The sequence below is a fragment of the Nostoc sp. genome (assembly GCF_036917815.1).
In the GTDB taxonomy this organism is placed as follows: domain Bacteria; phylum Cyanobacteriota; class Cyanobacteriia; order Cyanobacteriales; family Nostocaceae; genus Nostoc.
The window spans coordinates 28,513-50,193 of record NZ_JBALEK010000064.1; the positions used below are offsets into that span (position 1 = coordinate 28,513).

The 21,681-nt window shown below is 42.1% G+C and carries 20 protein-coding genes and 2 pseudogenes; 11 read left to right on the forward strand and 11 right to left on the reverse strand.

Features of this window, described 5'->3' with window-relative positions:
- Positions 1 to 119 precede the first annotated feature (119 nt).
- The 5 genes from V7K97_RS19875 to V7K97_RS19895 all read left to right on the forward strand — a co-directional run bounded on the left by V7K97_RS19875 (position 120) and on the right by V7K97_RS19895 (position 5,641).
- Positions 120 to 257 (forward strand): hypothetical protein, encoded by a 138-nt coding sequence (locus V7K97_RS19875; protein ID WP_334802722.1) that lies wholly within the window; start codon positions 120 to 122, stop codon positions 255 to 257.
- A gap of 203 nt (positions 258 to 460) precedes the next feature.
- Positions 461 to 2,062, forward strand: coding sequence for a glycosyltransferase family 39 protein (locus V7K97_RS19880; RefSeq protein ID WP_334802723.1), 1,602 nt, complete (start codon positions 461 to 463; stop codon positions 2,060 to 2,062).
- Positions 2,063 to 2,117: 55 nt separating this feature from the next.
- A complete protein-coding gene (cofH, locus tag V7K97_RS19885) occupies positions 2,118 to 3,260 on the forward strand; it encodes a 7,8-didemethyl-8-hydroxy-5-deazariboflavin synthase subunit CofH (protein WP_334802724.1) in 1,143 nt (380 codons plus the stop codon).
- A 215-nt stretch (positions 3,261 to 3,475) separates the two neighbouring features.
- Positions 3,476 to 4,150 (forward strand): response regulator transcription factor, encoded by a 675-nt coding sequence (locus tag V7K97_RS19890; RefSeq protein ID WP_334802739.1) that lies wholly within the window; start codon positions 3,476 to 3,478, stop codon positions 4,148 to 4,150.
- Between the two features lie 258 nt (positions 4,151 to 4,408).
- Complete coding sequence (locus V7K97_RS19895) at positions 4,409 to 5,641, forward strand: sensor histidine kinase (protein WP_334802725.1); 1,233 nt, start codon at positions 4,409 to 4,411, stop codon at positions 5,639 to 5,641.
- Positions 5,642 to 5,664: 23 nt separating this feature from the next.
- Here V7K97_RS19895 and V7K97_RS19900 read toward each other — a convergent pair whose 3' ends face one another.
- Positions 5,665 to 6,150 carry a PepSY domain-containing protein gene (locus tag V7K97_RS19900; protein WP_334802726.1) on the reverse strand — a complete coding sequence of 162 codons (486 nt, stop codon included), beginning with the start codon at positions 6,148 to 6,150 and terminating at the stop codon, positions 5,665 to 5,667.
- A gap of 247 nt (positions 6,151 to 6,397) precedes the next feature.
- On the opposite strand from V7K97_RS19900, the gene V7K97_RS19905 reads away from it, so the two are divergent.
- The 3 genes and pseudogenes from V7K97_RS19905 to V7K97_RS19920 all read left to right on the forward strand — a co-directional run bounded on the left by V7K97_RS19905 (position 6,398) and on the right by V7K97_RS19920 (position 9,750).
- A complete protein-coding gene (locus tag V7K97_RS19905) occupies positions 6,398 to 7,153 on the forward strand; it encodes a COG4705 family protein (protein ID WP_334802727.1) in 756 nt (251 codons plus the stop codon).
- A gap of 21 nt (positions 7,154 to 7,174) precedes the next feature.
- Positions 7,175 to 7,564, forward strand: a pseudogene (locus V7K97_RS19910) (phosphatase PAP2 family protein); the annotation flags it as partial.
- Between the two features lie 566 nt (positions 7,565 to 8,130).
- Complete coding sequence (locus V7K97_RS19920; RefSeq protein ID WP_334802728.1) at positions 8,131 to 9,750, forward strand: ArnT family glycosyltransferase; 1,620 nt, start codon at positions 8,131 to 8,133, stop codon at positions 9,748 to 9,750.
- A 251-nt stretch (positions 9,751 to 10,001) separates the two neighbouring features.
- On the opposite strand, the gene V7K97_RS19925 is transcribed toward V7K97_RS19920, so the two are convergent.
- From V7K97_RS19925 to V7K97_RS19935, 3 genes are all read right to left on the reverse strand, one after another.
- Positions 10,002 to 10,583: a hypothetical protein gene (locus V7K97_RS19925; RefSeq protein ID WP_334802729.1), complete on the reverse strand. Its 582-nt coding sequence runs from the start codon at positions 10,581 to 10,583 to the stop codon at positions 10,002 to 10,004.
- Between the two features lie 1,001 nt (positions 10,584 to 11,584).
- Positions 11,585 to 12,547 (reverse strand): cysteine synthase A, encoded by a 963-nt coding sequence (cysK, locus tag V7K97_RS19930; RefSeq protein WP_334802730.1) that lies wholly within the window; start codon positions 12,545 to 12,547, stop codon positions 11,585 to 11,587.
- A gap of 18 nt (positions 12,548 to 12,565) precedes the next feature.
- On the reverse strand, positions 12,566 to 13,048 hold the full coding sequence (locus V7K97_RS19935; protein WP_334802740.1) for an RrF2 family transcriptional regulator: 483 nt from the start codon (positions 13,046 to 13,048) through the stop codon (positions 12,566 to 12,568).
- A gap of 213 nt (positions 13,049 to 13,261) precedes the next feature.
- Here V7K97_RS19935 and cysE point away from each other — a divergent pair, with 213 nt between their 5' ends.
- Positions 13,262 to 13,990: a serine O-acetyltransferase gene (cysE, locus tag V7K97_RS19940; RefSeq protein WP_334802731.1), complete on the forward strand. Its 729-nt coding sequence runs from the start codon at positions 13,262 to 13,264 to the stop codon at positions 13,988 to 13,990.
- A gap of 294 nt (positions 13,991 to 14,284) precedes the next feature.
- On the forward strand, positions 14,285 to 14,875 hold the full coding sequence (locus V7K97_RS19945) for a Crp/Fnr family transcriptional regulator (protein WP_334802732.1): 591 nt from the start codon (positions 14,285 to 14,287) through the stop codon (positions 14,873 to 14,875).
- Positions 14,876 to 14,881: 6 nt separating this feature from the next.
- Here the strand turns inward: V7K97_RS19945 and V7K97_RS19950 are convergent, their stop codons facing one another.
- Positions 14,882 to 15,220 (reverse strand): NIL domain-containing protein, encoded by a 339-nt coding sequence (locus V7K97_RS19950; protein ID WP_334802733.1) that lies wholly within the window; start codon positions 15,218 to 15,220, stop codon positions 14,882 to 14,884.
- 22 nt (positions 15,221 to 15,242) lie between these two features.
- A complete protein-coding gene (locus tag V7K97_RS19955) occupies positions 15,243 to 15,908 on the reverse strand; it encodes an NIL domain-containing protein (protein WP_334802734.1) in 666 nt (221 codons plus the stop codon).
- Between the two features lie 437 nt (positions 15,909 to 16,345).
- Between V7K97_RS19955 and V7K97_RS19960 the strand changes: the two genes are divergently transcribed.
- Positions 16,346 to 16,525 carry a hypothetical protein gene (locus tag V7K97_RS19960; RefSeq protein ID WP_334802735.1) on the forward strand — a complete coding sequence of 60 codons (180 nt, stop codon included), beginning with the start codon at positions 16,346 to 16,348 and terminating at the stop codon, positions 16,523 to 16,525.
- A 360-nt stretch (positions 16,526 to 16,885) separates the two neighbouring features.
- Here V7K97_RS19960 and V7K97_RS19965 read toward each other — a convergent pair whose 3' ends face one another.
- From V7K97_RS19965 to V7K97_RS19985, 5 genes and pseudogenes are all read right to left on the reverse strand, one after another.
- A complete protein-coding gene (locus V7K97_RS19965; protein WP_334802736.1) occupies positions 16,886 to 17,152 on the reverse strand; it encodes an NIL domain-containing protein in 267 nt (88 codons plus the stop codon).
- Positions 17,153 to 17,360: 208 nt separating this feature from the next.
- Entirely contained in the window at positions 17,361 to 18,236 is an 876-nt protein-coding gene (gene cysW, locus V7K97_RS19970; protein ID WP_334802737.1) for a sulfate ABC transporter permease subunit CysW, read from the reverse strand.
- Positions 18,223 to 19,080 (reverse strand): sulfate ABC transporter permease subunit CysT, encoded by an 858-nt coding sequence (cysT, locus tag V7K97_RS19975; protein WP_442936886.1) that lies wholly within the window; start codon positions 19,078 to 19,080, stop codon positions 18,223 to 18,225. The genes cysW and cysT overlap by 14 nt, the downstream gene beginning before the upstream one ends.
- Before the next feature lie 142 nt (positions 19,081 to 19,222).
- Positions 19,223 to 20,413 (reverse strand): sulfate ABC transporter substrate-binding protein, encoded by a 1,191-nt coding sequence (locus V7K97_RS19980; protein WP_334802738.1) that lies wholly within the window; start codon positions 20,411 to 20,413, stop codon positions 19,223 to 19,225.
- 522 nt (positions 20,414 to 20,935) lie between these two features.
- Positions 20,936 to 21,586: pseudogene (locus V7K97_RS19985) on the reverse strand (class II glutamine amidotransferase); the annotation flags it as partial.
- Positions 21,587 to 21,681: the final 95 nt, after the last annotated feature.

Below are 21,681 nucleotides of genomic sequence, written 5' to 3' on the forward strand. Positions count from 1 at the left end.
TAGTAAAACCTATCTAAATGACAGAGGCATTGCAATCTCATATCCTAAGTGTGACTAGTACCGCAAGGCGGAAGTCAAAAGTCAAAAGTATTATGGAATAAGCTCTTTAGGAATTTTAAATGGTTGCTCTATTTCCGCCGAACTGTACTAGTCGTGTCACTTGCTCCTCACGGATGGTGGGAGAGTTACCCTTACCTTTTTCGCTAATTTATAAAAAGCGGCGGGAAACTCCACCCCAGGTGTCTGTAGAGGGATAGCCGCCCCGCCGCTTTAGTCATTAGTCAAAAGTCATTGGTCATTGGTACTAATGACTTTTGACTAATGACTAAAAACTCCAACCCGCAAGTGGCGTGGAGTTTTTTATTAGTTTTACTTATCTTGAATTTCTCAACAAATTTCTCAAAAATGTATCTTAGAATATGGTTTTTTGTACAATAATTTTATCTATAGTTCGATATTTATGATCAATAGACAATCAGTACTTGCAAAATATTTTCCTCCGATTTGGCTACGATTTTTAATCATTATTTTGTTAATATTAGGGATATTTTTTCGCTTCGCCTATCTGGATCGAAAACTCTACTCCCACGATGAAGCTTATACCTCATTACGAATTTCTGGTTACACTAAAACAGAATTTGTTCAAAAAGTGTTTAATGGGTGCGTGGTTGCTGCTAGAGATATACAAAAATATCAACAGCCTAATTCTGAAAAAGGTTTAATCGATACAATCAATTCTTTGGCGGTGGAGGATGCTCAACATCCTCCACTTTATTACGTGATGGTTAGATTCTGGATGCAATGTTTTGGCAATTCAGTAGCGACTACGAGAAGCTTATCAGCCATAATTAGCCTCCTAGCCTTTCCTGGCATTTATTGGCTGTGCTTAGAATTATTTCAGTCATCCATAACGGCATGGATAAGTGTAGCTCTTCTAAGTATTTCACCCTTCTATGTCCTGTACGCTCAAGAGGCAAGGGAGTTCGGTTTGTGGATGGTGACTATTTTGCTAGGGAGTGCTGCACTGCTGCGAGCAATAAGGCTGGGTAGCAAGCAGCTTTGGGGGGTTTATGCAGTAACAGTGGCATTATCATTGTACACCTTTTTGTTTTCTGGATTTCTTGCGATCGCCTACGGTATTTATGTATTTACAATTGAACGCTTTCGATTTACCAAAAGCGTTAAAGCTTATCTAATAGCAACTAGTGCCGGTTTTTTAGCTTTCGTTCCTTGGATTTTAACTGTTATTCATAGCTTATCTGAAATTGAAAGCACAACAACCACTGCTCAAAGCAGACAATCTGTGTCAGTTTTGGTTTCTGGTTGGATTAGTAATATTAGCTATTTATTTGCTGATTTTTGGCGCTACGAACCATTTTTTCCAGATTTGAATTTGCCAGTTTTGCGCTGGGGTCGATTTTTAATTCCCTTAATACTAATCTTGGTAGTATATTCCTTCTTATTTCTTTATCGTCAAGGGGGAAAACGAGTTTGGTTATTTATTTTTATTTTAAGTGGATTACCTGCTTTAGCTATCATATTGTCTGATTTAATTATTGGAGGTAAGCTCAGTCTGCGACCTAGATATGTCATTCCATGTTATGTCGGCATTCAGCTATCTGTTGCTTACTTGCTGGCGACTCAAATTATTTCTTCTAAGTTAATAGCCCGAAAATTTTGGCAATTAGTAATGATAGTAGTAATTTCCAGTGGAGTTATATCATGTGCCGTCAGTTCTCAAGCCGAGACATGGTGGAATAAAGGCAGCCATTTTAACCCTATAATAGTTCGCATCATCAATCAGGCTAATCACCCGCTATTAATTAGTAGTAATTATTCTTTCAATATTGGCGATCTAATGTCTCTAATTCATGTTTTAGATGAGAAAGTGCAGATGCAATTGGTAATTGAACCAACTATACCAAATATTCCTGATAGTTTCAGTGATGTATTTTTGTATAATCCTTCTAAAATATTTAGATATGAGCTTGAGAAGAAATACAAATTGGTCGATGTTTTCGAGTATAGTAGGCTGTGGCGGCTAGAACATAAAAGCAGCTAAATCTTACTATTTCCCAGATTATAAAATTAAAATTTACTTAAAAATTAAGAAAATAATGCAGACAAAAATCGCTGTTGAAAAAATTCTGGAACGTGCCTTGATGGGGTACGATTTATCTCTCGAAGAGGGAGTGGTGTTGTTACAACAAACTGAGCCGGAAGCGATCGCCGCAATACGTGCTACATCCGATACACTCCGCCACACTCAAGTAGGCGATACTGTCACCTACATAATTAACCGTAATATCAACTTTACTAATATTTGTGAGCAACACTGTAGTTTTTGTGCTTTCCGCCGAGATGATGGTGATGCCGATGCATACTGGTTAGATTCGGCGCAAATTTTGGAAAAAGCGACAGATGCAGTGCGACGGGGGGCGACGGAAATCTGCATGCAGGGGGGATTAAATCCACAGGCGCAGATAAATGGTAAATCTTTGCCCTACTATCTCAAGGTAGTGGAAACCATCAAACAGGAATTTCCCCAGATACATTTACACGCTTTCTCACCCCAAGAAGTGGAATTTATCGCCAGACTTGATGGACTTGAATATACTGATGTGATTACTGCTTTGCGCGATGCTGGTGTTGGTTCAATGCCGGGAACAGCAGCCGAAGTGTTAGATGATGAAGTTAGACGGATACTCTGTCCAGAGAAGATTAACACAGCCACTTGGCTAGAAATTGTCAGCACAGCTCATAAATTAGGCTTGCATACCACCAGCACGATGTTATCTGGGCATATTGAAACCCACGAACAGCAAATTGGGCATTTAGAAAAATTGCGATCGCTCCAAAAAACTGCCATCAACCAGGGATATCCAGCACGAATCACAGAGTTTATTTTATTACCCTTCGTTGGGCAAGAAGCACCCAAATCCTTACGTCGCCGTGTCGGACGCGATCAACCAGTTTTGAGTGATGCGCTGCTGTTAGGGGCTGTAGCGCGGATTTTCTTAGGTAATTGGATTCCCAACCATCAGCAGAGTTGGGTAAAACTGGGGCTTGCAGGGGCGACAGAAGCCTTAGTTTGGGGTTGCAACGATATCGGCGGCACCTTGATGGAAGAGCATATTACCACAATGGCGGGTGCCTTGGGCGGTACCTGTATGGAAGTGGAAACTTTGGAAACTGCGATCGCTTCTTTAGAAAGACCTTACCAACAACGGGATACTCTTTATCATCAAGTTAGGAGTTAAAGGAAGATTTCTCTCTGTCTTCTCGGCGTTTCAGTGGTTAAATAAATTACTTTTAAACCGCAGAGTCGCAGAGATAACAGAGAAAAAAACAGATTTTACGAGCTAGTCTTCAACGCTTAACTTAGAGAATGTTTGAAAAGCCCTGGCGAATTCTATTCGCCCAATACTTTTAAAACATCCTCTTAGTTGCTTTAATAATTTAGAGGTAGAGCATGATGAGAATTTTGATAGTTGAAGATGACGATCGCATTGCGAAGCCATTAGCCGAGTTTTTAAGACGACAACACCATATCGTCGATATCACAACCGATGGATTGGCAGCTTGGGAATGGTCGCAATCAGCATTGTATGAACTAATTCTATTAGATTTAATGCTTCCTAAATTAGATGGAATTACTCTATGTAAGCGTTTACGCGCTGCTTCATCTAATGTTCTGATTTTAATGCTGACGGCACGAGATACAACAGGCGATAAAATTATCGGACTCGATGCTGGTGCTGATGATTACTTGATTAAGCCATTTGACTTAAAAGAGTTAGCAGCACGCATCAGGGCTTTAGCTCGAAGAACTCCAGAGATTCGTCCCCAGATTTTAATCTACGGTGATTTGCAACTAGACCCAGCAACTCAACAGGTTACTTATGCAGGAAATATCATATCATTAACTCCTAAAGAATATATGATATTAGAATATTTTTTGAGCAATCCAAATCAAGTTGTCACTCGTTCGGCGATTCTTGATAAACTGTGGAATTTTGATAAATCTTCGGGAGAAGGAAGTATTAAAACTCATATTACAAATTTGCGGAATAAACTTAGAGCATCTGGAAGTTCAGAAGACTTGATTGAGAATATCTATGGCATTGGTTATCGTCTAGGACAGAAGTAAAATAATTCGTAGTTAGAGGCGCTCATATCGCCATTGGTGTCAAGTTAAGCCAAAACCATTTGAAAATCTCGTTTCCAGCCAGAGGCTGGAAATGCTGCTCATTGCGGCTCTGCGGCCAGTCTTGAGGCGGCAGCCCCAACGACGGGCATTCCCAGTCTCTGACTGGGAACGAGATCATCTCTAAAAGCTTGTTCTAGGCTGGCTTTCACGTTAACTTGACACCAATGGCAAGATGCCCACCCTACAAGATTAGATAATGTGTTTCAAAGAATCAGATATCGTTTATTGTTGTCTTATTTAGTGGTGTTCGCATCGCTGCTGGGAATATTTGCGATCGCAGTCCGATTTGCTTTCACTCGCAGCTTAACTGAACAAATCACAGATAAACTCACGGCCATAGGGAAAGGTGCGGCTGCAAATGTGGAGTTTGAAAAAGGTCGCCTGACTATTGAAAGTGACTTTCGTCCCCAAGACTTAATTGCTTATCATCAAGCATTACAGTGGTTTGATACTCAGGGAAATTTAATTACCCAACAAGGCAAAACTGTTTTAACTTTACCTTTTTTACCAAATAAAATAGTCCAAATTCAGAAAGATAAAGTTCCTATCCAAGGAGTGACTGTACCAATTATTGCTAGCGATAATGGTGAGGTAGTTGGGTATGTGAGGGTGAGTCAATCTTTAGAAGAATTTGATGAAACCCTGCAAAAACTGGACTGGGGATTAGGCGGTGGGATTATTATAACTTTGGTTCTGAGTAGTATTGGCGGAATTTTCCTAACTCGCCAAGCAATGCAACCCATTGAAGAGAGTTTTCAAAGACTCAAACAGTTTACTGCTGATGCTTCCCACGAACTACGTAGTCCATTGATGGCGATCAAAATTAATGCTGAGTTAGCGCTAGAATATCCAGATGAAATCGGGTCAAAAGATGCAGAAAAGTTTCAGGCGATCGCCAGCGCTACTAACCAGATGACTCGCCTCACAGAAGACTTACTGTTGTTGGCACGCACTGATAGAGTTGACAATCAAAATAGAGATACTCTCAATTTAACGTCAATATTAGAGAACCTAATACAACTCTATAAGCCTCAAGCTGAAGCCAAACAAATTAACTTGAAAATTCAACTAATTGCTAATCTTCAGCTAATAGGTGATTCAGTTCAATTAACGCGACTGTTTACTAATTTAGTTGAAAACGCGCTCCATTATACACCATCAGGAGGTGTAGTTGAAATTAAAACCAGTCGTGTTGGTTCCCAGCTTTATGTCAACGTCCAAGATACAGGTGTGGGAATTGCACCAGAGCATATTCACAAGGCTTTTGAGCGTTTTTGGCGAGCAGATCAGTCTCGTTCCTATTGGTCAGGTGGTTCTGGTTTAGGGCTAGCGATCGCTCAAGCGATCGCCCAAAATCACGGTGGATTAATTAGTCTTACCAGTCAATTAGGTGTTGGTAGTTGTTTTACTGTGCGTTTACCAACTTCTTGACAATATGATTTTAAGTTCCCTACTTACTTAGCATCATCATTGGTTTTGCGATCGCTATCACTAGTTTCGTGAACCTGAATACTACTCTTGGGGCGAGTGGCTTCATTCTTCTCATCTTGTTGATTGGCATTCTCCGCATAGAGAACTTTGCCATTACCAGCATCTACTGTAACTTCTTGCTGACCAATTTCTACAGCATAAATTAAGTTGCCATCTTCATTTTCGAGCTTGACACTTTTCGCCTTACCTCCCACAGATGTTTCAACTGCTTGCTGTGCTTGTTGTGCTGTAATTTTAGCTAGCGGTTGCAGTTTTGCCGCTTCTTGTGAATCATCGTTTGTTTCACCGTCGCCATCACTGGCTTCAGTAACTTGGGTAGCGCTATGATGCTGACGTGCAATTACTACAAAAGATTGTGGTTGTTTTGCAGATACAACTCTTGACAATCCAGCCAGTCCTAAAGTACCAACAAAAGCTGCTGCCAAAATGATTTTTGTTGAAGTTTGCATACTTGTAAAATCCCTTAAAGTCTGGGTTTGTATTTTCATAGTAGGCAATAAAAGTCAAGAAATAGTCAAGATTAGTTTGAGTTCAATAAATTAAATATCAAATAGTGAAATTAACTTTTAATTAAAAACTTCAGCTATTTTTCGTCTATTTATCAGGAGTAAATTTCGCTTTAAATCAAATCTTGACTATTTCTTGACTTTTTATCTCTACGATCAAATCACAAATTCAGATCAACTATGAGCAATCATGAATAAACTTCCACAAATCACCGCGTTCTTTTGGATCATGAAGATATGTGCAACTACTCTGGGAGAAACGGCAGGAGACCTTTTATCGATGACGCTAAATGTGGGCTATGCGGTTAGTTCTCTGATATTGATTGCAGTGTTTTTAGCAACTCTTACGACTCAATTGATCTCAAAAAGCTATAACCCATTACTTTATTGGACAGTTATCCTTTCAACTAGCACGGCTGGCACCACAATGTCAGATTTCATGGATCGTACTTTAGGGCTGGGCTACGCTGCGGGGAGTACAATTTTAGTTACCATTCTCTTCGCTATTTTGGCATTCTGGCGATTCAGTGTTGGGTCTCTATCTGTTAACAATATCAAAACGCTTAAAGTTGAACTGCTTTATTGGACTGCAATTCTATTTTCAAATACTTTGGGTACTGCCTTGGGCGATTTCTTAGCTGATAGTTCCGGCCTCGGATTTGCAGGAGGAGCGCTGCTAATTGCTGGTTTGCTTGCCCTAGTATTGGCAGCGCATTACTATACCAAAATTTCCCAAGTTATGTTGTTTTGGATTGCCTTTGTCCTAACCAGACCATTTGGTGCCACACTGGGGGATATTCTGACAAAACCACACGCTAAAGGTGGCCTCGATTTTGGTACTATTGGCTCATCGATAGTCCTTGTGTCAATACTTGGAGTTTGTATCTTGTTCACAACTCTAAAGCATAAAAAACTAGCCGTAGCTAGACCTTCTAATGATGAATGATATTAAAGTATGCTCCGATAAATTTCTAATTTATGGTTGCGTTATATACATCCTCATTTGACTCCCTTAATTGCCACAATTGGTATTCTTGGACTTGCTAGTTGTCTGCTCATCCTTTTTGTTTTAGCAAAACTAGCTGAAGAGGTTTTGGAGCGAGAAGCTTTTGCATTTGATACTAATTTTTTGTTATGGATACATCAGTTCGCCAATCCAAATTTAGATTATTTAATGCTGTTTATTACAAATCTGGGCAATCCTAGTACAGTGGTTATAGTTGCAGGCGTTAATGTCTTGTTACTTTGGTGGCAACGTTACCGAGAAGAAGCGAAAGTTTTTGTACTTGCTTGCTTGGGAGGGTTAATGTTAAATACAGGGCTAAAGTTGTTTTTTTCTAAACCTCGCCCTAAACTCTGACTTTTCACGTTATGTGGAAAAGCTAACGATTGACCTAACCCCCTAACCCCCTTCCCTACAAGGGAAGGGGGAAAATTCAAAGTCTCTCTCCTTAAAGGAAGAGAGAAATAGAAGTGAGGTTTTCCAGATACCGTGAAAAGTCAGACCCTGAACTGTGGCATCAGTTGATTTCTGAAAAATCTTTTAGTTTTCCTAGTGGTCATGCATTAGGTTCTATGGTGCTTTATTAATGTTTCATAAATAAGATAAAAAGGGCTGCTTTATTTTTCTCGTAGCGATTAAACTAAGGGTCACATTCAAAATAAAATACAAGTTAATTTACGGACTACTCAGTAGGTAATAAATAATGTATTGGCTGTATTATTTTTATCATTTATCGGTTTAAATGTTCTTTAACTAACTAAGATAAATTTTTCCAAAAATAGCGCTAATTATAAAAAGTTGAGTTAATCTTGGAAACTAGCAATTGTTAATAACATACGTTGTTACTGGGTGGCAACATTGGAGATTCGCTAGATGTCTCTATGTAATCAAACCAGCAAGTAAAATGATTACCAGAGAATATGCAAGAAGGAAGCTTTATTTGGAGTCATCTGGAAAAACAGCATCGCACGGTTGGCAAATGGGTTGATTGGGTATGGCTAATAGTGTTGCTGTTGGCAGCAGTGTTACTGTTTAGCATCAATCTGGGAGGATTGCCGTTGCGAGATTGGGATGAAGGTACTGTGGCACAGGTTGCTCGTGAAATTTGGCACGCACCAGCAGGTTCAATGCCTTGGCTTTACCCAACACTAGGAGGCGAACCATATCATGACAAGCCGCCTTTGATGCATTTGTTAATTGCTTGGGCTTATTCTCTAGGAGGTGAAAATGAATGCACAACACGTCTACCCGGAGCAATTTTAACAGCGACATCTGTACCTTTACTGTATTGCATTGCTCGAGAGATATTTCGCCAGCGTTGGGCAGCGATTTATAGCGCCTTGATTTACCTCACAATGTTACCCGTGGTGCGTCATGGGCGGTTGGCAATGTTGGATGGGGCGATGGTAAGTTTTTTGATGGTGATGATGTTGTGCGTGTTGCGATCGCGCCGGGATTTACGTTATTGTCTTGGTGTTGGCATTAGTTTTGGGTTGATTTGCCTAACTCAAGGACTGCTAGGCGTATTACTAGGTGCGATCGCACTTGTATTTTTATTCTGGGATACGCCACGACTACTCACCTGTTACTATCTCTGGATCGCAATCTTAATTGGCATTCTGCCTGTAGCTGGTTGGTATAGTGCCCAACTAATTCACTATGGTTATACTTTCGCCCAAATTGGCCTTGCAAACCCATCACTAGGTCGAATTGGCTCTATTGTAGACGGGAATCCTGAACCACCTTGGTACTATGTGCTTGAACTTCTGAAGTACACATGGCCGTGGTTATTATTCTTACCGCAAACTGTCCGCTTAACCTGGGAAAATCGTAATCTTAGTTGGGCAAAACTAGTACTGGCGTGGAGTGGTGTTTATCTACTGGTAATTTCTTTCATGATTACCAAAGTCCCCTGGTATCTATTCCCGATTTACCCTAGTTTAGCCTTAGCTTTTGGTATCCAGTTATCAGAAACGGAAAATTCGCCTTTACTCTCATCTTATCCCCGTGCTTGGGTTGCTGGTTTGGCGATACTTGCGATAGTTGCTTCTGCTGGTAGCATTTATTTCAGTTGGGGTGCAATACCCAAAACAGACTTACAACTGATTTTCGCCGCAGTCGCTTTAACTATGACCTTAGCAGCTATTTTGGCAGAACGAGGCGACGGGCAATTTCTGAAGATTTTGTTTTGGGGAAGCTATATTTCGCTGCTGCTGTTAATGAAATCTAACTATTGGGTTTGGGAATTATCTGAAGCCTATCCAGTTAAACCAGTGGCCGCCATGATTGTGCGGGCAAATCCAGCTACGAGGAAGATTTACACATCTTTTCCCTACCATCGTCCCTCGTTGGATTATTATAGCGATCGCACCATCATTCCCGCTTCTGTTGGTGAACTGGAATATTATTGGCACTACAACGGCCAACCATACTTCCTGCTTCATGCATCTGCTTTCAACAATCTTGAACTAGAGTCGATGATGCTAGTTGACGAAGCTGAAGGTTGGAAGTTAGTGACAAAAGATATTAGTCGATTATAACCGTGGGGTATGGGGCATCCCTTCTCTACGAGACGCTACGCGTAGCTTGCTTCCACGAAGTGGTACGGCTCCGCTCAGGGCAAGTGGGCATTGGGCACTTGTACTGAGCATACCCCTCCGGGGATCTTGCTACGCGTAGCGTCTCCAAGAGTTGCCGTTGGCGCAGCCTAAGAAGAGAAGTATTGGGCATTGCTTTCTCCCGTTACCTCATCTTCCCCTAGTTTCCCTACCCCCTTTTAAGACTATATATCCTACCAAGGATTGGCAGCAGGTTGGTCATTAATGTAAACCCAATAGCGCGTAGGCGGAGACTGCGCTAAACCGTTTATGTAGTCATAGGCTTCGGTCCAGAAACTCCATCCAGAGTAAATACCAGTACCATCATGGAATTCTGCCATCCGATATCCAGGAGTACCACGAACAATTTGTCCTACCTGGTTGCATATCCTGTTTGCAACTGCTAAAGATGTTAATTGGGTTCCTTGAATATTGGGAATCACCAACACTGTACCGCCAGACCAAGACCCAGCAGTGGCACCACCAGGTGTTAAGTAGGATGGAGGAAGACCTACTGGTGCTGGTAGCAGAGGGTTCTTTTTAATGCAGAGCAGTGAGCGATATTCGTTAATACTAGTGTCGCCTACATAAGGATTAGTGATGCCAGATGGACTATAATCTGCACCGAACAAAACATAGGTTTTGCCACCAAGCTGTAAAGGGCTTCCTAACACTGTCCAGGTCATTGCATTAGGGTTGGCTTGAGCCGCAGAAATTGAAACAGTCATCATTAATCCAACTGTTGCGACAGTTGTTGCTAAGTTTTTGTTAAACATAGTCTTTTTTTAACTTATATTAAAGTGGCATTGCTGATGGTATTTTTTCACCATCTGTATCTTATGTTTAACAATAAAGCAAGTAATTTATCAGTGATTTTATTTTTATCAAAATTAATATTTCTATATTTAACTACTAAAACTAGTCATTTGTTTGGTGAATTATGTGACATTTTTGTTTTATTTCTAAAATAGGTAAATGCAGTTTTATCCCGACTATGACTGTTACACAGAGAGCATCCTAATTTTGCTTAAATCTTTTCCCTCACCCCCAGCCCCTCTCCCAAAGATGGGAGAGGGGAGACATAATTCTAGTTCCCCTTCTCCCATCTTTAGGAGAAGGGGTTAGGGGATGAGGGCTATCTTTTGGACATTTGGGATGCTCCCGTTACACAAGTCCTTTAGATGACACCAAAATTCAGATTTTGAGTGTTCCTAATTCCGAATAATGAATAACAGTTTGGGGGGACTTTAAGAGATTTTTAGCCCCCCCTTTTTTAAGGGGGATTGGGGGGGATCTAAGACTTTGAAATAAAAACATTTATAACGATAGCGTAGCGTTAGCGAGTCATCGAGCCTCGTGGCGCAGCGCGTTCGCATGATTGCGTCTCGTAGAGAGAAATAAGGTGTCATTATTAAATCCCCTCAATTTATTTATGGGGATTATCTTTTTACTTTTTACTTCTTAAAGAGAATTGGTATAACATAGTTTGATTTATTCTTGCATACTTACAAAGAAAGGCAGAGGGCAGAAGGAAAGAAGTATTAATAAAAACTTTAGTTGTGGGTCTAGAGCCGCACTAGTATAAAAAGATTGGTGTCGAGACGCGTAGCACGAGACACAAGGGAGCCAGTGCGGTCTTGGGATGCATCCCAAGTGGAGCATCTGGCGTCGTCCTTACTTCAATCCCACGTTTTTAAACGTGGGTTCCCTTCTGCCTTCTGCCTCCTGCCTCCTGCCTCCTGCCTTCTGCCTTCTGAATTAAAATTGGTATGGGGAATCAAACTTTACTCAACCACTCATTTTCCTCTGGGTCTTTGAACAGTGAGGTGCTGAGGTAGCGTTCGCCGAAGCTAGGCTGTATCATCACGATTAGGCGACCTGCATTTTCTGGCCGTTGTGCTACTTGAATAGCCGCGTATAAAGCCGCGCCAGTAGAAATCCCCGATAGCAATCCTTCTTCTTTTGCGAGACGACGGCTGTAAGCGATCGCTTGCTCATCTGCTACCTGAATCACTTCATCTACCAGATCCGCACGGTAAATTGCTGGGACAAATCCCGCGCCAATACCCTGAATTTTATGAGGCCCTGATTTACCGCCTGTCAATACTGGGCTGCTGCTGGGTTCAACTGCGATCGCTTGAAAACTCGGCTTCCGTCCTTTAATAACTTCTGAAACCCCTGTAATCGTCCCACCAGTACCCACTCCCGCCACCAGAATATCCACCTCTCCATCAGTATCATTCCAGATTTCTTCTGCCGTGGTTTCGGCGTGAACTTTCGGGTTTGCGGGGTTTTTGAACTGCTGCAACATATAAGCATTGGGTGTTTGAGCTACAATCTGCTCTGCATGAGCGATCGCTCCTCGCATCCCTTCTACCCCTGGCGTTAACTCTAATTGAGCGCCATAAGCTTTGAGCATGGATCGTCTTTCCTGGCTCATTGTGTCAGGCATCGTTAGAATGAGATGATAACCCTTGGCGGCTGCCACCATCGCCAGCGCAATTCCTGTATTTCCTGAAGTCGGCTCTACTAAAACGGTTTTCCCTGGGTGAATCAAACCTGCTTCTTCCGCCGCTTCCACCATACTCGCGCCAATCCGATCTTTCACCGAAGATGATGGATTCATGCTTTCTAGCTTCACCACAATCCGAGCAACCGCTCCTGAAGCTTGGGGAATCTTGTTTAATTGAACTAAAGGAGTCCTTCCGATTAACTCTGTGATATCTTTCGCTATTCGCATGTGAGTGCTTCCTCGTAACTAAATATAATACATCGGACTCTGCTGGGCGCGAGTTTCTCTTTCCTGGCACAAGTCTTGGAGTGTATAACGAGCCAAAATTTCAACTGAGGCAGCGTTAGCTTGATCCCAAACTTCATAAACCAGAGTTTTTTCCAGAGTCGGAGAGTCAGAGGTATCTTTCTCTTTCCGCTCACCTTCTACCAAAGTGACAATTTCAAGTATTGTAATCTGCCAAGGTTCACGAACTAAAACGAAACCTCCTTTAGAGCCGCGTTGACTCTGCACCACACCAGCACGCCGGAGGTTGGTCAAAATTTGTTCCAGATAGCGTTCAGGTATGGGTTGCTTGGCAGTGATCTCGCTCATAGTTAGAGGAAGTTTTTTTCCGTGGTGCATTGCCAGTTCTAAGAGTGCCAGCAGCGCGTATTCCACTTTGGAAGACAGATCCAAGAGAGCGTAGTTTTGGCTATTCAAGACAGTACTCAATATACTACGGTGAATTGAGGGACTTATCGCAGTTTATGCGAAATTAATTTTTTCCAATAGTGGAATGTGATAGCATCCCACTTACTACCCACAAAAACACTATACTCGATCGACTTACCGTAGATTACTGTCTGATAAAATTCCCATAAATGGCCTGATCTTTTGGTGGGAATTATCCTGAGTTTCTGTTTTCAGAGCCTCGCTTACCAACAAAAATCTTAACAGAGTATGCTACTAACTGATTTGCGAACCATTTTTGAGCGTGACCCAGCAGCCCGTAACTGGCTAGAAGTATTGTTCTGTTACCCTGGACTCCAAGCTCTAGTGTCTCATCGATTGGCGCACTGGCTGTATAAAATTGGAATTCCCTTTATACCCAGATTCATCTCTCATATTAGTAGGTTTTTAACCGGAATTGAAATTCATCCTGGGGCATTAATTGGTCAGGGAGTGTTTATTGATCACGGTATGGGAGTAGTGATTGGTGAAACTGCGATCGTGGGCGATTATGCCCTGATTTATCAAGGTGTCACCCTTGGTGGCACTGGGAAAGAAAGCGGCAAACGCCATCCCACTTTAGGCTCTCATGTAGTTGTGGGAGCGGGTGCAAAGGTATTGGGAAATATTCAAATTGGCGATCGCGTCCGTATTGGAGCCGGTTCTGTAGTGCTGCGAGATGTACCTAGTAACACTACTGTAGTTGGGATTCCAGGGCGCGTGACTCGTCAGAACAACTTGTCTACCAACGTTCTAGATCATGATAAAGTACGCGACGTAGAAGCTGAAGTCATCCGCGCGTTATTTGAACGCGTCAAAGCTCTAGAGAAACAGTTCGAGCAGTTGCAAGAGCAATCAAGTTTGTCTCCAACTGAGCTTGGCGACGAACGAACCAACAAACCTAAGAGCAAAAATTCTGATGGGATGATTGAAGATTTTCTGGATGGTGCGGGAATTTAATTTTGGGCATGGGGCATGGGGCATGGGGCATGGGGCACTTGTACTGAGCGTAACCCTCCGGGGATCTTGCTACGCGTAGCGTCTCCAAGAGTTGCCGTTGGCGCAGCCTAAGAAGAGAAGTATTGGGCATTGGCAGGGGAGAAATAATAACTCCTAACTCCTAACTCCTAACTCCTAACTCCCCACTCCTAACCCCTAACTCCTAACTCCTCTATTTAAAATATTCAGATGCTCTTAGAAACTGATATAAATATAATACTACGGTTAATTTATCGGATAAGAGCCTTATAAAATATGGTGTCTTTGTACACAAGCTTACCCAGCTTAAACAGTAACAATACTAATCAAATTTTTGCCCGTAGGTCATTTCTGCCAGAGCATAAAAACGGACTTTGGAAGATTGAAAAGGGTTTTGTTAGGACTTTTACCTATCTGGAAGATGGTACAACCGTCGCCCTAGGATTGTGGGGACCTGGAGATGTCGTTGGGAAGGCTTTGTCAAAATTAGAACCTTATCAGATGGAATGCCTAACTAAAGTGGAGGCGACAGTCTTACCTCTAGAGGAGTGGACTCAACTAACAGAAACTCTACTTGCCCATATCCAACAGGCTCAAGAATTGATGGTGATTCGTAGCCATAAAAAAGTGGATACTATGCTCATCAAGCTGTTGGCATGGTTATCCAAAAAGTTTGGTTCGGAAGTTGAGAAAGGACGTTTAATCGATATGCGTCTGACTCATGAAGACTTGGCGGAAATGGTCGGTTCAACTCGTGTAACCATCACTCGTGTTCTTGGGCAGTTTGAGCAAGAGGGTTTGATTAATCGTCTTTCCCTGCATCGAATTGTGCTGCGAGAAGAAGAAATTTGGTACTACGAAATTTAGATGATTTCAGTAAAACCAGCTATCGCCGTCAGCATTCGGCTTGCCCACAATTCTCAGATTCAGCGATTCTAGGTAAGCTAAACCGCTAGAAATTTGTGACACTGTTCCCCACAGTTCAATGTCAAAGCATCCTTCGCCATCTGTATTTGGTTGTAGCATAGCCTTAGTAATATTAACTACCAAACCGTAAGCAGAAATTAACTGCGAAATCACAGGCGCTTGTAGATAGCATTTGGGAATATGTATCCGCACACGAATCTGAGTGACTTGGCTTTTTTCAGAGACTGAAGAAAGCAGTGATAATCTGGTTTGGGAATTGTTTTTTTGGTTATTTAGTGCTGCCATTGGGTAGGAACAATTTTATTAATTAGCGTAGGCGTAGCCCGTCGTAGACATCGCTATAAACGCCAGACAAATCCAGCCAAATTGGTAGCCCCAGTTTTTCTAAATAACTCAGGCTGGAGTAGAGTTGCTTTGTTCTCCCCCACAAATCCAAGTCAAACCAGCCGTCATCTTCCGTATCGGGTTGAAGTCTAGCACTGGTGATATTGACTGTTAACCCATAACCAGAAACTAACTCGGAAATCACCGGTTCTTGGTAATAGGATTTTAAGATGCACAGTTGCAAGCGCAATCGATTGGTTTGACCGAGAGAAATCCACTGCTGGAATTGTTCTTGCCATTGATTTGTCAGCCATGCAGAGTCTTGGGGACCCAGTTTGCTAGCTGGATTAGGGAAAGTTAGAGGGTGGTGCTTGGATTGAATCTGGTTAGCGATCGCTAATTCCAGTAAATTCACTCCCAATCCCTGCAAGTAAGATAGGCTATTTGTCAGTTTTTGGGGATTTCCTGAAAGTTCCAAATCAAACCAGCCATCGCTGTCACTGTCTGATGTCAGGGATGCAGCTTTGATATTGACGGTTAAACCATAACGAGATATCAGTCGGGAAATTACAGGTTGCCTCTGATAACTCTGAGGCACGAGAATTCGACTGTGGACTGAAGCAGGTTCTACAGATTTACTCTGAGACATCAGATTAATTCCCAATAGCGATACCTACAGTGGGCTGCGCCTACGCAATCTTTGGGTTAGGCAGAAAATCTTGCTGATGCCGTGCCTGGTTGGATTTCAGCCTCATAGAGATTTTCATATTTTTAGCTTTTATTAAAATACGGTAAATCTATCGATTTAATGCATTTAATTGTTATCTAAAGGAGATTCGCACAAAGACCGCAAAAACACAATTGGTAAATTCACGTAAATTATCCTCACTTTACGTAAACTAACTTGAGGTTAAAGCTGTAATACATAAATTTGACATATCAGCAACACAAACTTGACATCAACTAAATTAAACCTTTTGGAAAAACCAGCAGTCTAAATTTATAAATCAGTTAAATTACTGAAAATGAACTCACAAAGAATTTAACTGACTTAATCCCAGATAGTTGAACAAAGGAAAAGTAGTTATGAAACGGATGCTTGCAGGTGTATTAGTTGCTTTACCACTATTTATTACTGCTATGCCAAAACAGGCATCAGCATTAGTCATCGATCTTGGTGGGCATCATCATCAAAGGTGGATTCCTGGACATTGGCAGAGAGTACATCACCACAAGGTATGGATTCGCGGTCACTATCAACGTTAGTAATGAGTTTAGCTAAATTTACAATTACCTCTATCCAATAATTTTTTATTAGATAGAGGTAGTGAATTAGCGTTGTTTAAATTAAGGTAACTTTGCTGAATAAATAAGTTCGTAGTAAGGACTTTAGTCCTGATCTTAACTACTGAAGTGCTTACTATACGAATCCGGTTTGATTCCAGGACTAGCCCTTTGAAGGCGGGTAAAAATTTTGGTCAAAGAATCCTTCTTTACTCTGTGTTCTCTGCGCCTAATAAGGTTAGATAAATTACTTTTAAACCGCAGGTGTCTCGCCCGCCCCTAAGCTAAGGCGCTCATGTTGCCCACCCCACAATATTGGGTAATTTATTTGTTGGAAGTCCCTTACCAATCAGTTGCTTTAGTTTCATCCCAGACTTCCAACTCCAAGTCATGGAGATAGGTTAACCCGCTCTGAATTTGTGCATCTGTTCCTTGTAATTCCAGATCAAACCAACCATCACCGACAGCATTGGCTCCCAAAATCGCTGCCGTGATATTCACAGTCAATCCATAGTCAGACACCAGGCGAGAAATGACAGGTTCCTGATGATAGTCTTTGGGAATTCTGAGTCGAATTCGTTTGTGGTTTAGCGTATTATCACTAGTCATAATTGTTACTAGCAGTAGAAGGGAGTGGGGAGTGGGGAGTGGGGGAGATGAGGGAGATGAGGGAGAAATAAATAACCAATGCCCCATATCTAATTAAGTAGGTCGGCGTAAATAATTATCGTTGGGATAAGGCAGGGAGCAGGGGGAAAAAGAGTTTGAGCCTTGTTTACTTTTCTTCACACAGTTTGGTTTTATTGTGCCTACTTACTTATTCAACATCTTTAATGCGGGTTTTCCGTTCCAGAATCTCCTTTAGTACTAAGGTTACTACTGCTAGCAACCCTAACAGTACAGCCGCAGAAAAAGCAGCTTCAGTTTCGTATTGTTTGTAAGCCTCTTCTACAAACAGTGGTAAACTCTGGGTTTGGTCAGCAATGTTGCCAGATACTACCGAAACTGCTCCGAATTCACCCATTGCTCTGGCATTGGTCAAAATTAAACCGTAAAGTAAGCCCCAACGGATACTAGGTAGGGTGACGCGCCAAAATATCTGCCAATCTTTCGCACCTAGAGTTCTAGCAGCTTCTTCTTGATCCTTACCAAACTCTTCTAAAACAGGAATCACTTCCCGCGCCACAAAGGGCATACTCACAAACGCTGTAGCCAGCACCATACCGGGGAAGGCAAAGACAATTTTGATATCATGTGCCTGTAGCCAAGGGCCAAACCACCCATTGCGCCCGTAAAGTAGCACAATCATCAATCCGGCGACTACGGGCGAAATCGAAAAGGGCAAGTCAATAATGCTCAAAACTACGGCGCGTCCAGGGAACTTGTGACGAGCGATCGCCCAAGCTGCACATAGTCCAAATACTGTATTCACAGGTAGGGAAATCAAAGCCAACAACAGTGTCAGCCAAGCTGCATGGAGAAAAGCTGGACGCGTTAGGTTGGACAGAAATGGCCCAACTCCTTTGCTGAAGGCTTGCACAAAAACGTTAATTGCCGGGATGTATTGAACTAGGGCTAAATAGGCGATCGCTATCCCAATTAAAACTATTGGTACCCAACTCTTCTGCTCTTTCGGCTTGCTTGCATCTGATACAGATACAGATGAGTTAAAACTTGGCTTATCTAGTGTCATATCGCCTTGCCCATCCTTGTAAGAAATTAATTGCCAATAGCAATACCAACGAAATGGATAGTAAAACTATGCCAATTACTGTTGCACCAGAATAGTCATACTGTTCTAACCGTTGGAAAATCAGCACAGGTGCGATCAAATCTTTATAGGGCGTATTGGAAGAGATAATTACAGTCGAACCATACTCGCCAACTGCACGGGAGAAACCCAAGGCAACACCAGTCAAAATCGTGGGGAATAAAGGCGGCAAAATTACTTTCCAAAAAGTCTGCCATTGAGAAGCACCCAGACACCAAGAGGCTTCTTCAATTTCATGTTCCATTTCCTGAAGTACGGGTTGCACAGTTCTCACAATAAAAGGTAGTGAGATAAATATCATTGCCACCGCTACTCCGGTGCGGGTAAAAGATACTTTAATTCCCAGTGGTGCTAGTAGGGAACCGATCCAGCCATTATCGCTGTAAACTGTTGCCAGGGTTAGCCCTGCTACGGAAGTTGGTAGTGCAAAGGGTAAATCTACTGTGGCATCAATCAAGCGTTTTAAGGGAAAGTCGTAGCGAACCAGAACCCAAGCAATCAGAGTCCCAAATACGCCATTGAGTAAGGCAGCAAAGATTGCTGTAAAAAAAGTGACGTTGTAAGTGGATAATGCGATATCACTAGTTGCGATCGCCCAAAATTTCGCCGGAGTTTCTGTACTTGCTTTCAAGAACATGGCAGCGATGGGGATAAACAACATCACCGTCAAGTATGCAATGGTGATTCGCCAAGTCCAAGGAACCCGCCCTAATTTTTTCCAGAATGGTGTTTTGCGTTCAACTTCCACAGAAGGAGATACAGTCACGTCGCCTCGCTCCGAATTCAAAATTCAAAAAAATTTTTTTGTCAGTATTCGTAATTCATAATTATTACCTCGCAACTATTCGCGCAGCTTGCCGTAAACAAGTTAGTTGGTCTGTCCTTCAATTACGAATTATTTTGACGAATTACTTTTTCTTGGCTTGAATCTGGTCAAAAATCGCTCCATCTGCGAAGAACTTCTTATTGATTCCATCCCAACCACCGAAGTCTGCAACTGTACCCAAAGTTTTCACCTTGGGAAATTTATCTGCAACTTCTTTACTTAGGGTCAAAGTCTCATCCACCGGTCGGAATCCGAATTTGGCAAACTCCTGCTGTGCTTCTGGAGTATATAGATACTTGACAAAACCTTCGGCAACTTCACGATTACCGTGCTTATCAACGTTTTTGTCTACCACTGCGATGGGATTGTCGATGGAGATATTGACATCAGGGATGATCGCAGTCAACTTTTCACCCTTTTGTTCTGCCAAGATAATCTCATTTTCATAGTTAATCAGGGCATCACCTTGACCCTGCTTGAAAAAGGCATCAGTAGCTTCACGGGCATCTTTGGTCAGCAAGGGTACATTTTTGTACACTTTGCTAACAAACTCAGTGGCTTTAGCATCATCTCCACCAGTTTTAATCACCGAATTCCAAAGAGCTAAGAAATTCCAGCGAGCAACTCCTGATGTTTTCGGATCGGCGGTAATTAGTTTTATACCGTCTTTAGATAAATCTTCCCAGGTCTTGATGTTTTTCGGATTTCCTGGACGTGTGACTAATGCTGCCACCGATTTAGAAACAATACCATTGTTGGGAACTTCTTTCTCCCATCCTGGTTGAATCAATCCAGCCTTCTCAATCTTTGAGGTGTCTCCAGCTAGGGCTAAGTGAACAACATCTGCTTCCAAACCATCAATAACGGCGCGAGTTTGGGAACCAGATCCGCCATAGCTTTGCTTGAAAACAACAGTTTGATTATGATCTTTCTTCCACTGTTCGACAAACTTAGGAATGATGGCTTCGTGAGCCGCTTTGGTAACTGCAAACGACACAAGAGTTAGTTCAATATTATCTTTTTTTGCAGCAACGGGACTAGCAGCAGGGGTTTCCGTGGAAGAATTACTCCCAGTTCCACCAGAGCAGGCGGCAAGCGCCACACTCAATACGGTACCTACCAAAAAGAGTGATACAAAGCCTTTGAGCGAATTTAGTCTGAACCGATACGTTCTATTGAACGCGTAGATGCGTTCGCGGAGCGTCTCGCAGAGAAGCAGCTTGTCGTCAGACATCGCTTGTAATCTTTTCAGTGGGCGTTGCCACAAACTCATTCCATTTCCTCCACTAAATCTACAAATAATTGATGGGAATACAGTTATATAGTATTTATCATACTGGATGACTATATGTATCTAGTTACAAACACCAAAATACCCCATGTTCTTTATCAAGAACATGGTGATTTTAGCAGTTTTGTGAGGAATTACAAATACTTTTATTTCAAATCTTGAATTGAGCTACTTAGTATATCAAGCAACTTGCTAGGTAACTGAAAGCTAGGCATAAGAGGCTCCAGGGGCGGAGGGAAAATACTTACTGCATATTCTCTGTTCCCTAATCTCTAAAGCCTAAACCCTCAATTATTTCTTACTAATGCATAAGTGCGAACAAAATTTATCAACTGAAGCAGTAGTGAGATATTTTACATATTTTTACAATGACTTTGACAAAGAGTACTAGCCTTAACTGAACCGTATTGATTTAGAGAGGTTTTTTAGATACATGAAAAGCATGAAAAATAAAACCCATCTAGAAATTATCTAAATGGGAAAAATCGGGCAAATACTTAATTCTTAACTGAACGCATATTTCCGGGGCAACCCATCCTGAAAAACTAGTAATTCTCCCGGTTGAATGTGTGTCCAAACTTCGTTGTCAGTGAGTGGTGTGGTAGCAATGACAGCGACGCGATCGCGTTCTGTAGTCACTTCCCGAAAATCTACGGTCATATCTTGGTCAATTAAATGGGCTGCCGCAAAGGGCGCTTGGCGGACAATGTAGCTGAGTTTAGTTGAGCAATAAGCAAAAAAGTGTACTCCATCTGATAATAAGTAATTAAATATACCCAATTTTGCAATTACAGCAGTAATTTCTTGCAGTACAGGGTACAATTCCTCGATTTCAGGCTTACTCCCAGGAAAGCGCGATCGCAATGTTTCTAGGATCGTACAGAATGCTTTTTCGCTGTCGGTGTCACCAACGGCTTGATAAAAGCCCAAATTTTCTGGTTCAAAATCTGGCAAATTACCGTTGTGGGCAAACACCCAATATTGACCCCACAATTCTCTGCGGAAAGGATGACAGTTGTGTAGGGCAATTTCACCCTGAGTAGCTTTGCGGATATGGGCTATGACATGGGTTGAGTGGATGGGATAACTCCGCACAAACTCCGCTACCGGAGAAGCAACAGAAGGTTGGGCATCTAAAAACATTCGACATCCCTTTGGTTGAGTCGATGGGGAGTATTATCTCCCGCACCTCTCAGTTAGATCCGTGCGTGCGACTTTCACCGCACACGGCTCCCGATGTTCTTGGCTTG

Excerpts from the sequence above, each read along its gene's own strand:
- V7K97_RS19875 (WP_334802722.1), top strand. The coding sequence starts at position 120 with ATGGTTGCTCTATTTCCGCCGAACTGTACTAGTCGTGTCACTTGCTCC.
- V7K97_RS19880 (WP_334802723.1), top strand. The coding sequence starts at position 461 with ATGATCAATAGACAATCAGTACTTGCAAAATATTTTCCTCCGATTTGG.
- cofH (WP_334802724.1), top strand. The coding sequence starts at position 2,118 with ATGCAGACAAAAATCGCTGTTGAAAAAATTCTGGAACGTGCCTTGATG.
- V7K97_RS19890 (WP_334802739.1), top strand. The coding sequence starts at position 3,476 with ATGAGAATTTTGATAGTTGAAGATGACGATCGCATTGCGAAGCCATTA.
- V7K97_RS19900 (WP_334802726.1), bottom strand. The coding sequence starts at position 6,150 with ATGCAAACTTCAACAAAAATCATTTTGGCAGCAGCTTTTGTTGGTACT.
- V7K97_RS19905 (WP_334802727.1), top strand. The coding sequence starts at position 6,398 with ATGAATAAACTTCCACAAATCACCGCGTTCTTTTGGATCATGAAGATA.
- V7K97_RS19920 (WP_334802728.1), top strand. The coding sequence starts at position 8,131 with ATGCAAGAAGGAAGCTTTATTTGGAGTCATCTGGAAAAACAGCATCGC.
- V7K97_RS19925 (WP_334802729.1), bottom strand. The coding sequence starts at position 10,583 with ATGTTTAACAAAAACTTAGCAACAACTGTCGCAACAGTTGGATTAATG.
- cysK (WP_334802730.1), bottom strand. The coding sequence starts at position 12,547 with ATGCGAATAGCGAAAGATATCACAGAGTTAATCGGAAGGACTCCTTTA.
- cysE (WP_334802731.1), top strand. The coding sequence starts at position 13,262 with ATGCTACTAACTGATTTGCGAACCATTTTTGAGCGTGACCCAGCAGCC.
- V7K97_RS19945 (WP_334802732.1), top strand. The coding sequence starts at position 14,285 with ATGGTGTCTTTGTACACAAGCTTACCCAGCTTAAACAGTAACAATACT.
- V7K97_RS19950 (WP_334802733.1), bottom strand. The coding sequence starts at position 15,220 with ATGGCAGCACTAAATAACCAAAAAAACAATTCCCAAACCAGATTATCA.
- V7K97_RS19955 (WP_334802734.1), bottom strand. The coding sequence starts at position 15,908 with ATGTCTCAGAGTAAATCTGTAGAACCTGCTTCAGTCCACAGTCGAATT.
- V7K97_RS19960 (WP_334802735.1), top strand. The coding sequence starts at position 16,346 with ATGAAACGGATGCTTGCAGGTGTATTAGTTGCTTTACCACTATTTATT.
- V7K97_RS19965 (WP_334802736.1), bottom strand. The coding sequence starts at position 17,152 with ATGACTAGTGATAATACGCTAAACCACAAACGAATTCGACTCAGAATT.
- cysW (WP_334802737.1), bottom strand. The coding sequence starts at position 18,236 with ATGACACTAGATAAGCCAAGTTTTAACTCATCTGTATCTGTATCAGAT.
- V7K97_RS19980 (WP_334802738.1), bottom strand. The coding sequence starts at position 20,413 with ATGAGTTTGTGGCAACGCCCACTGAAAAGATTACAAGCGATGTCTGAC.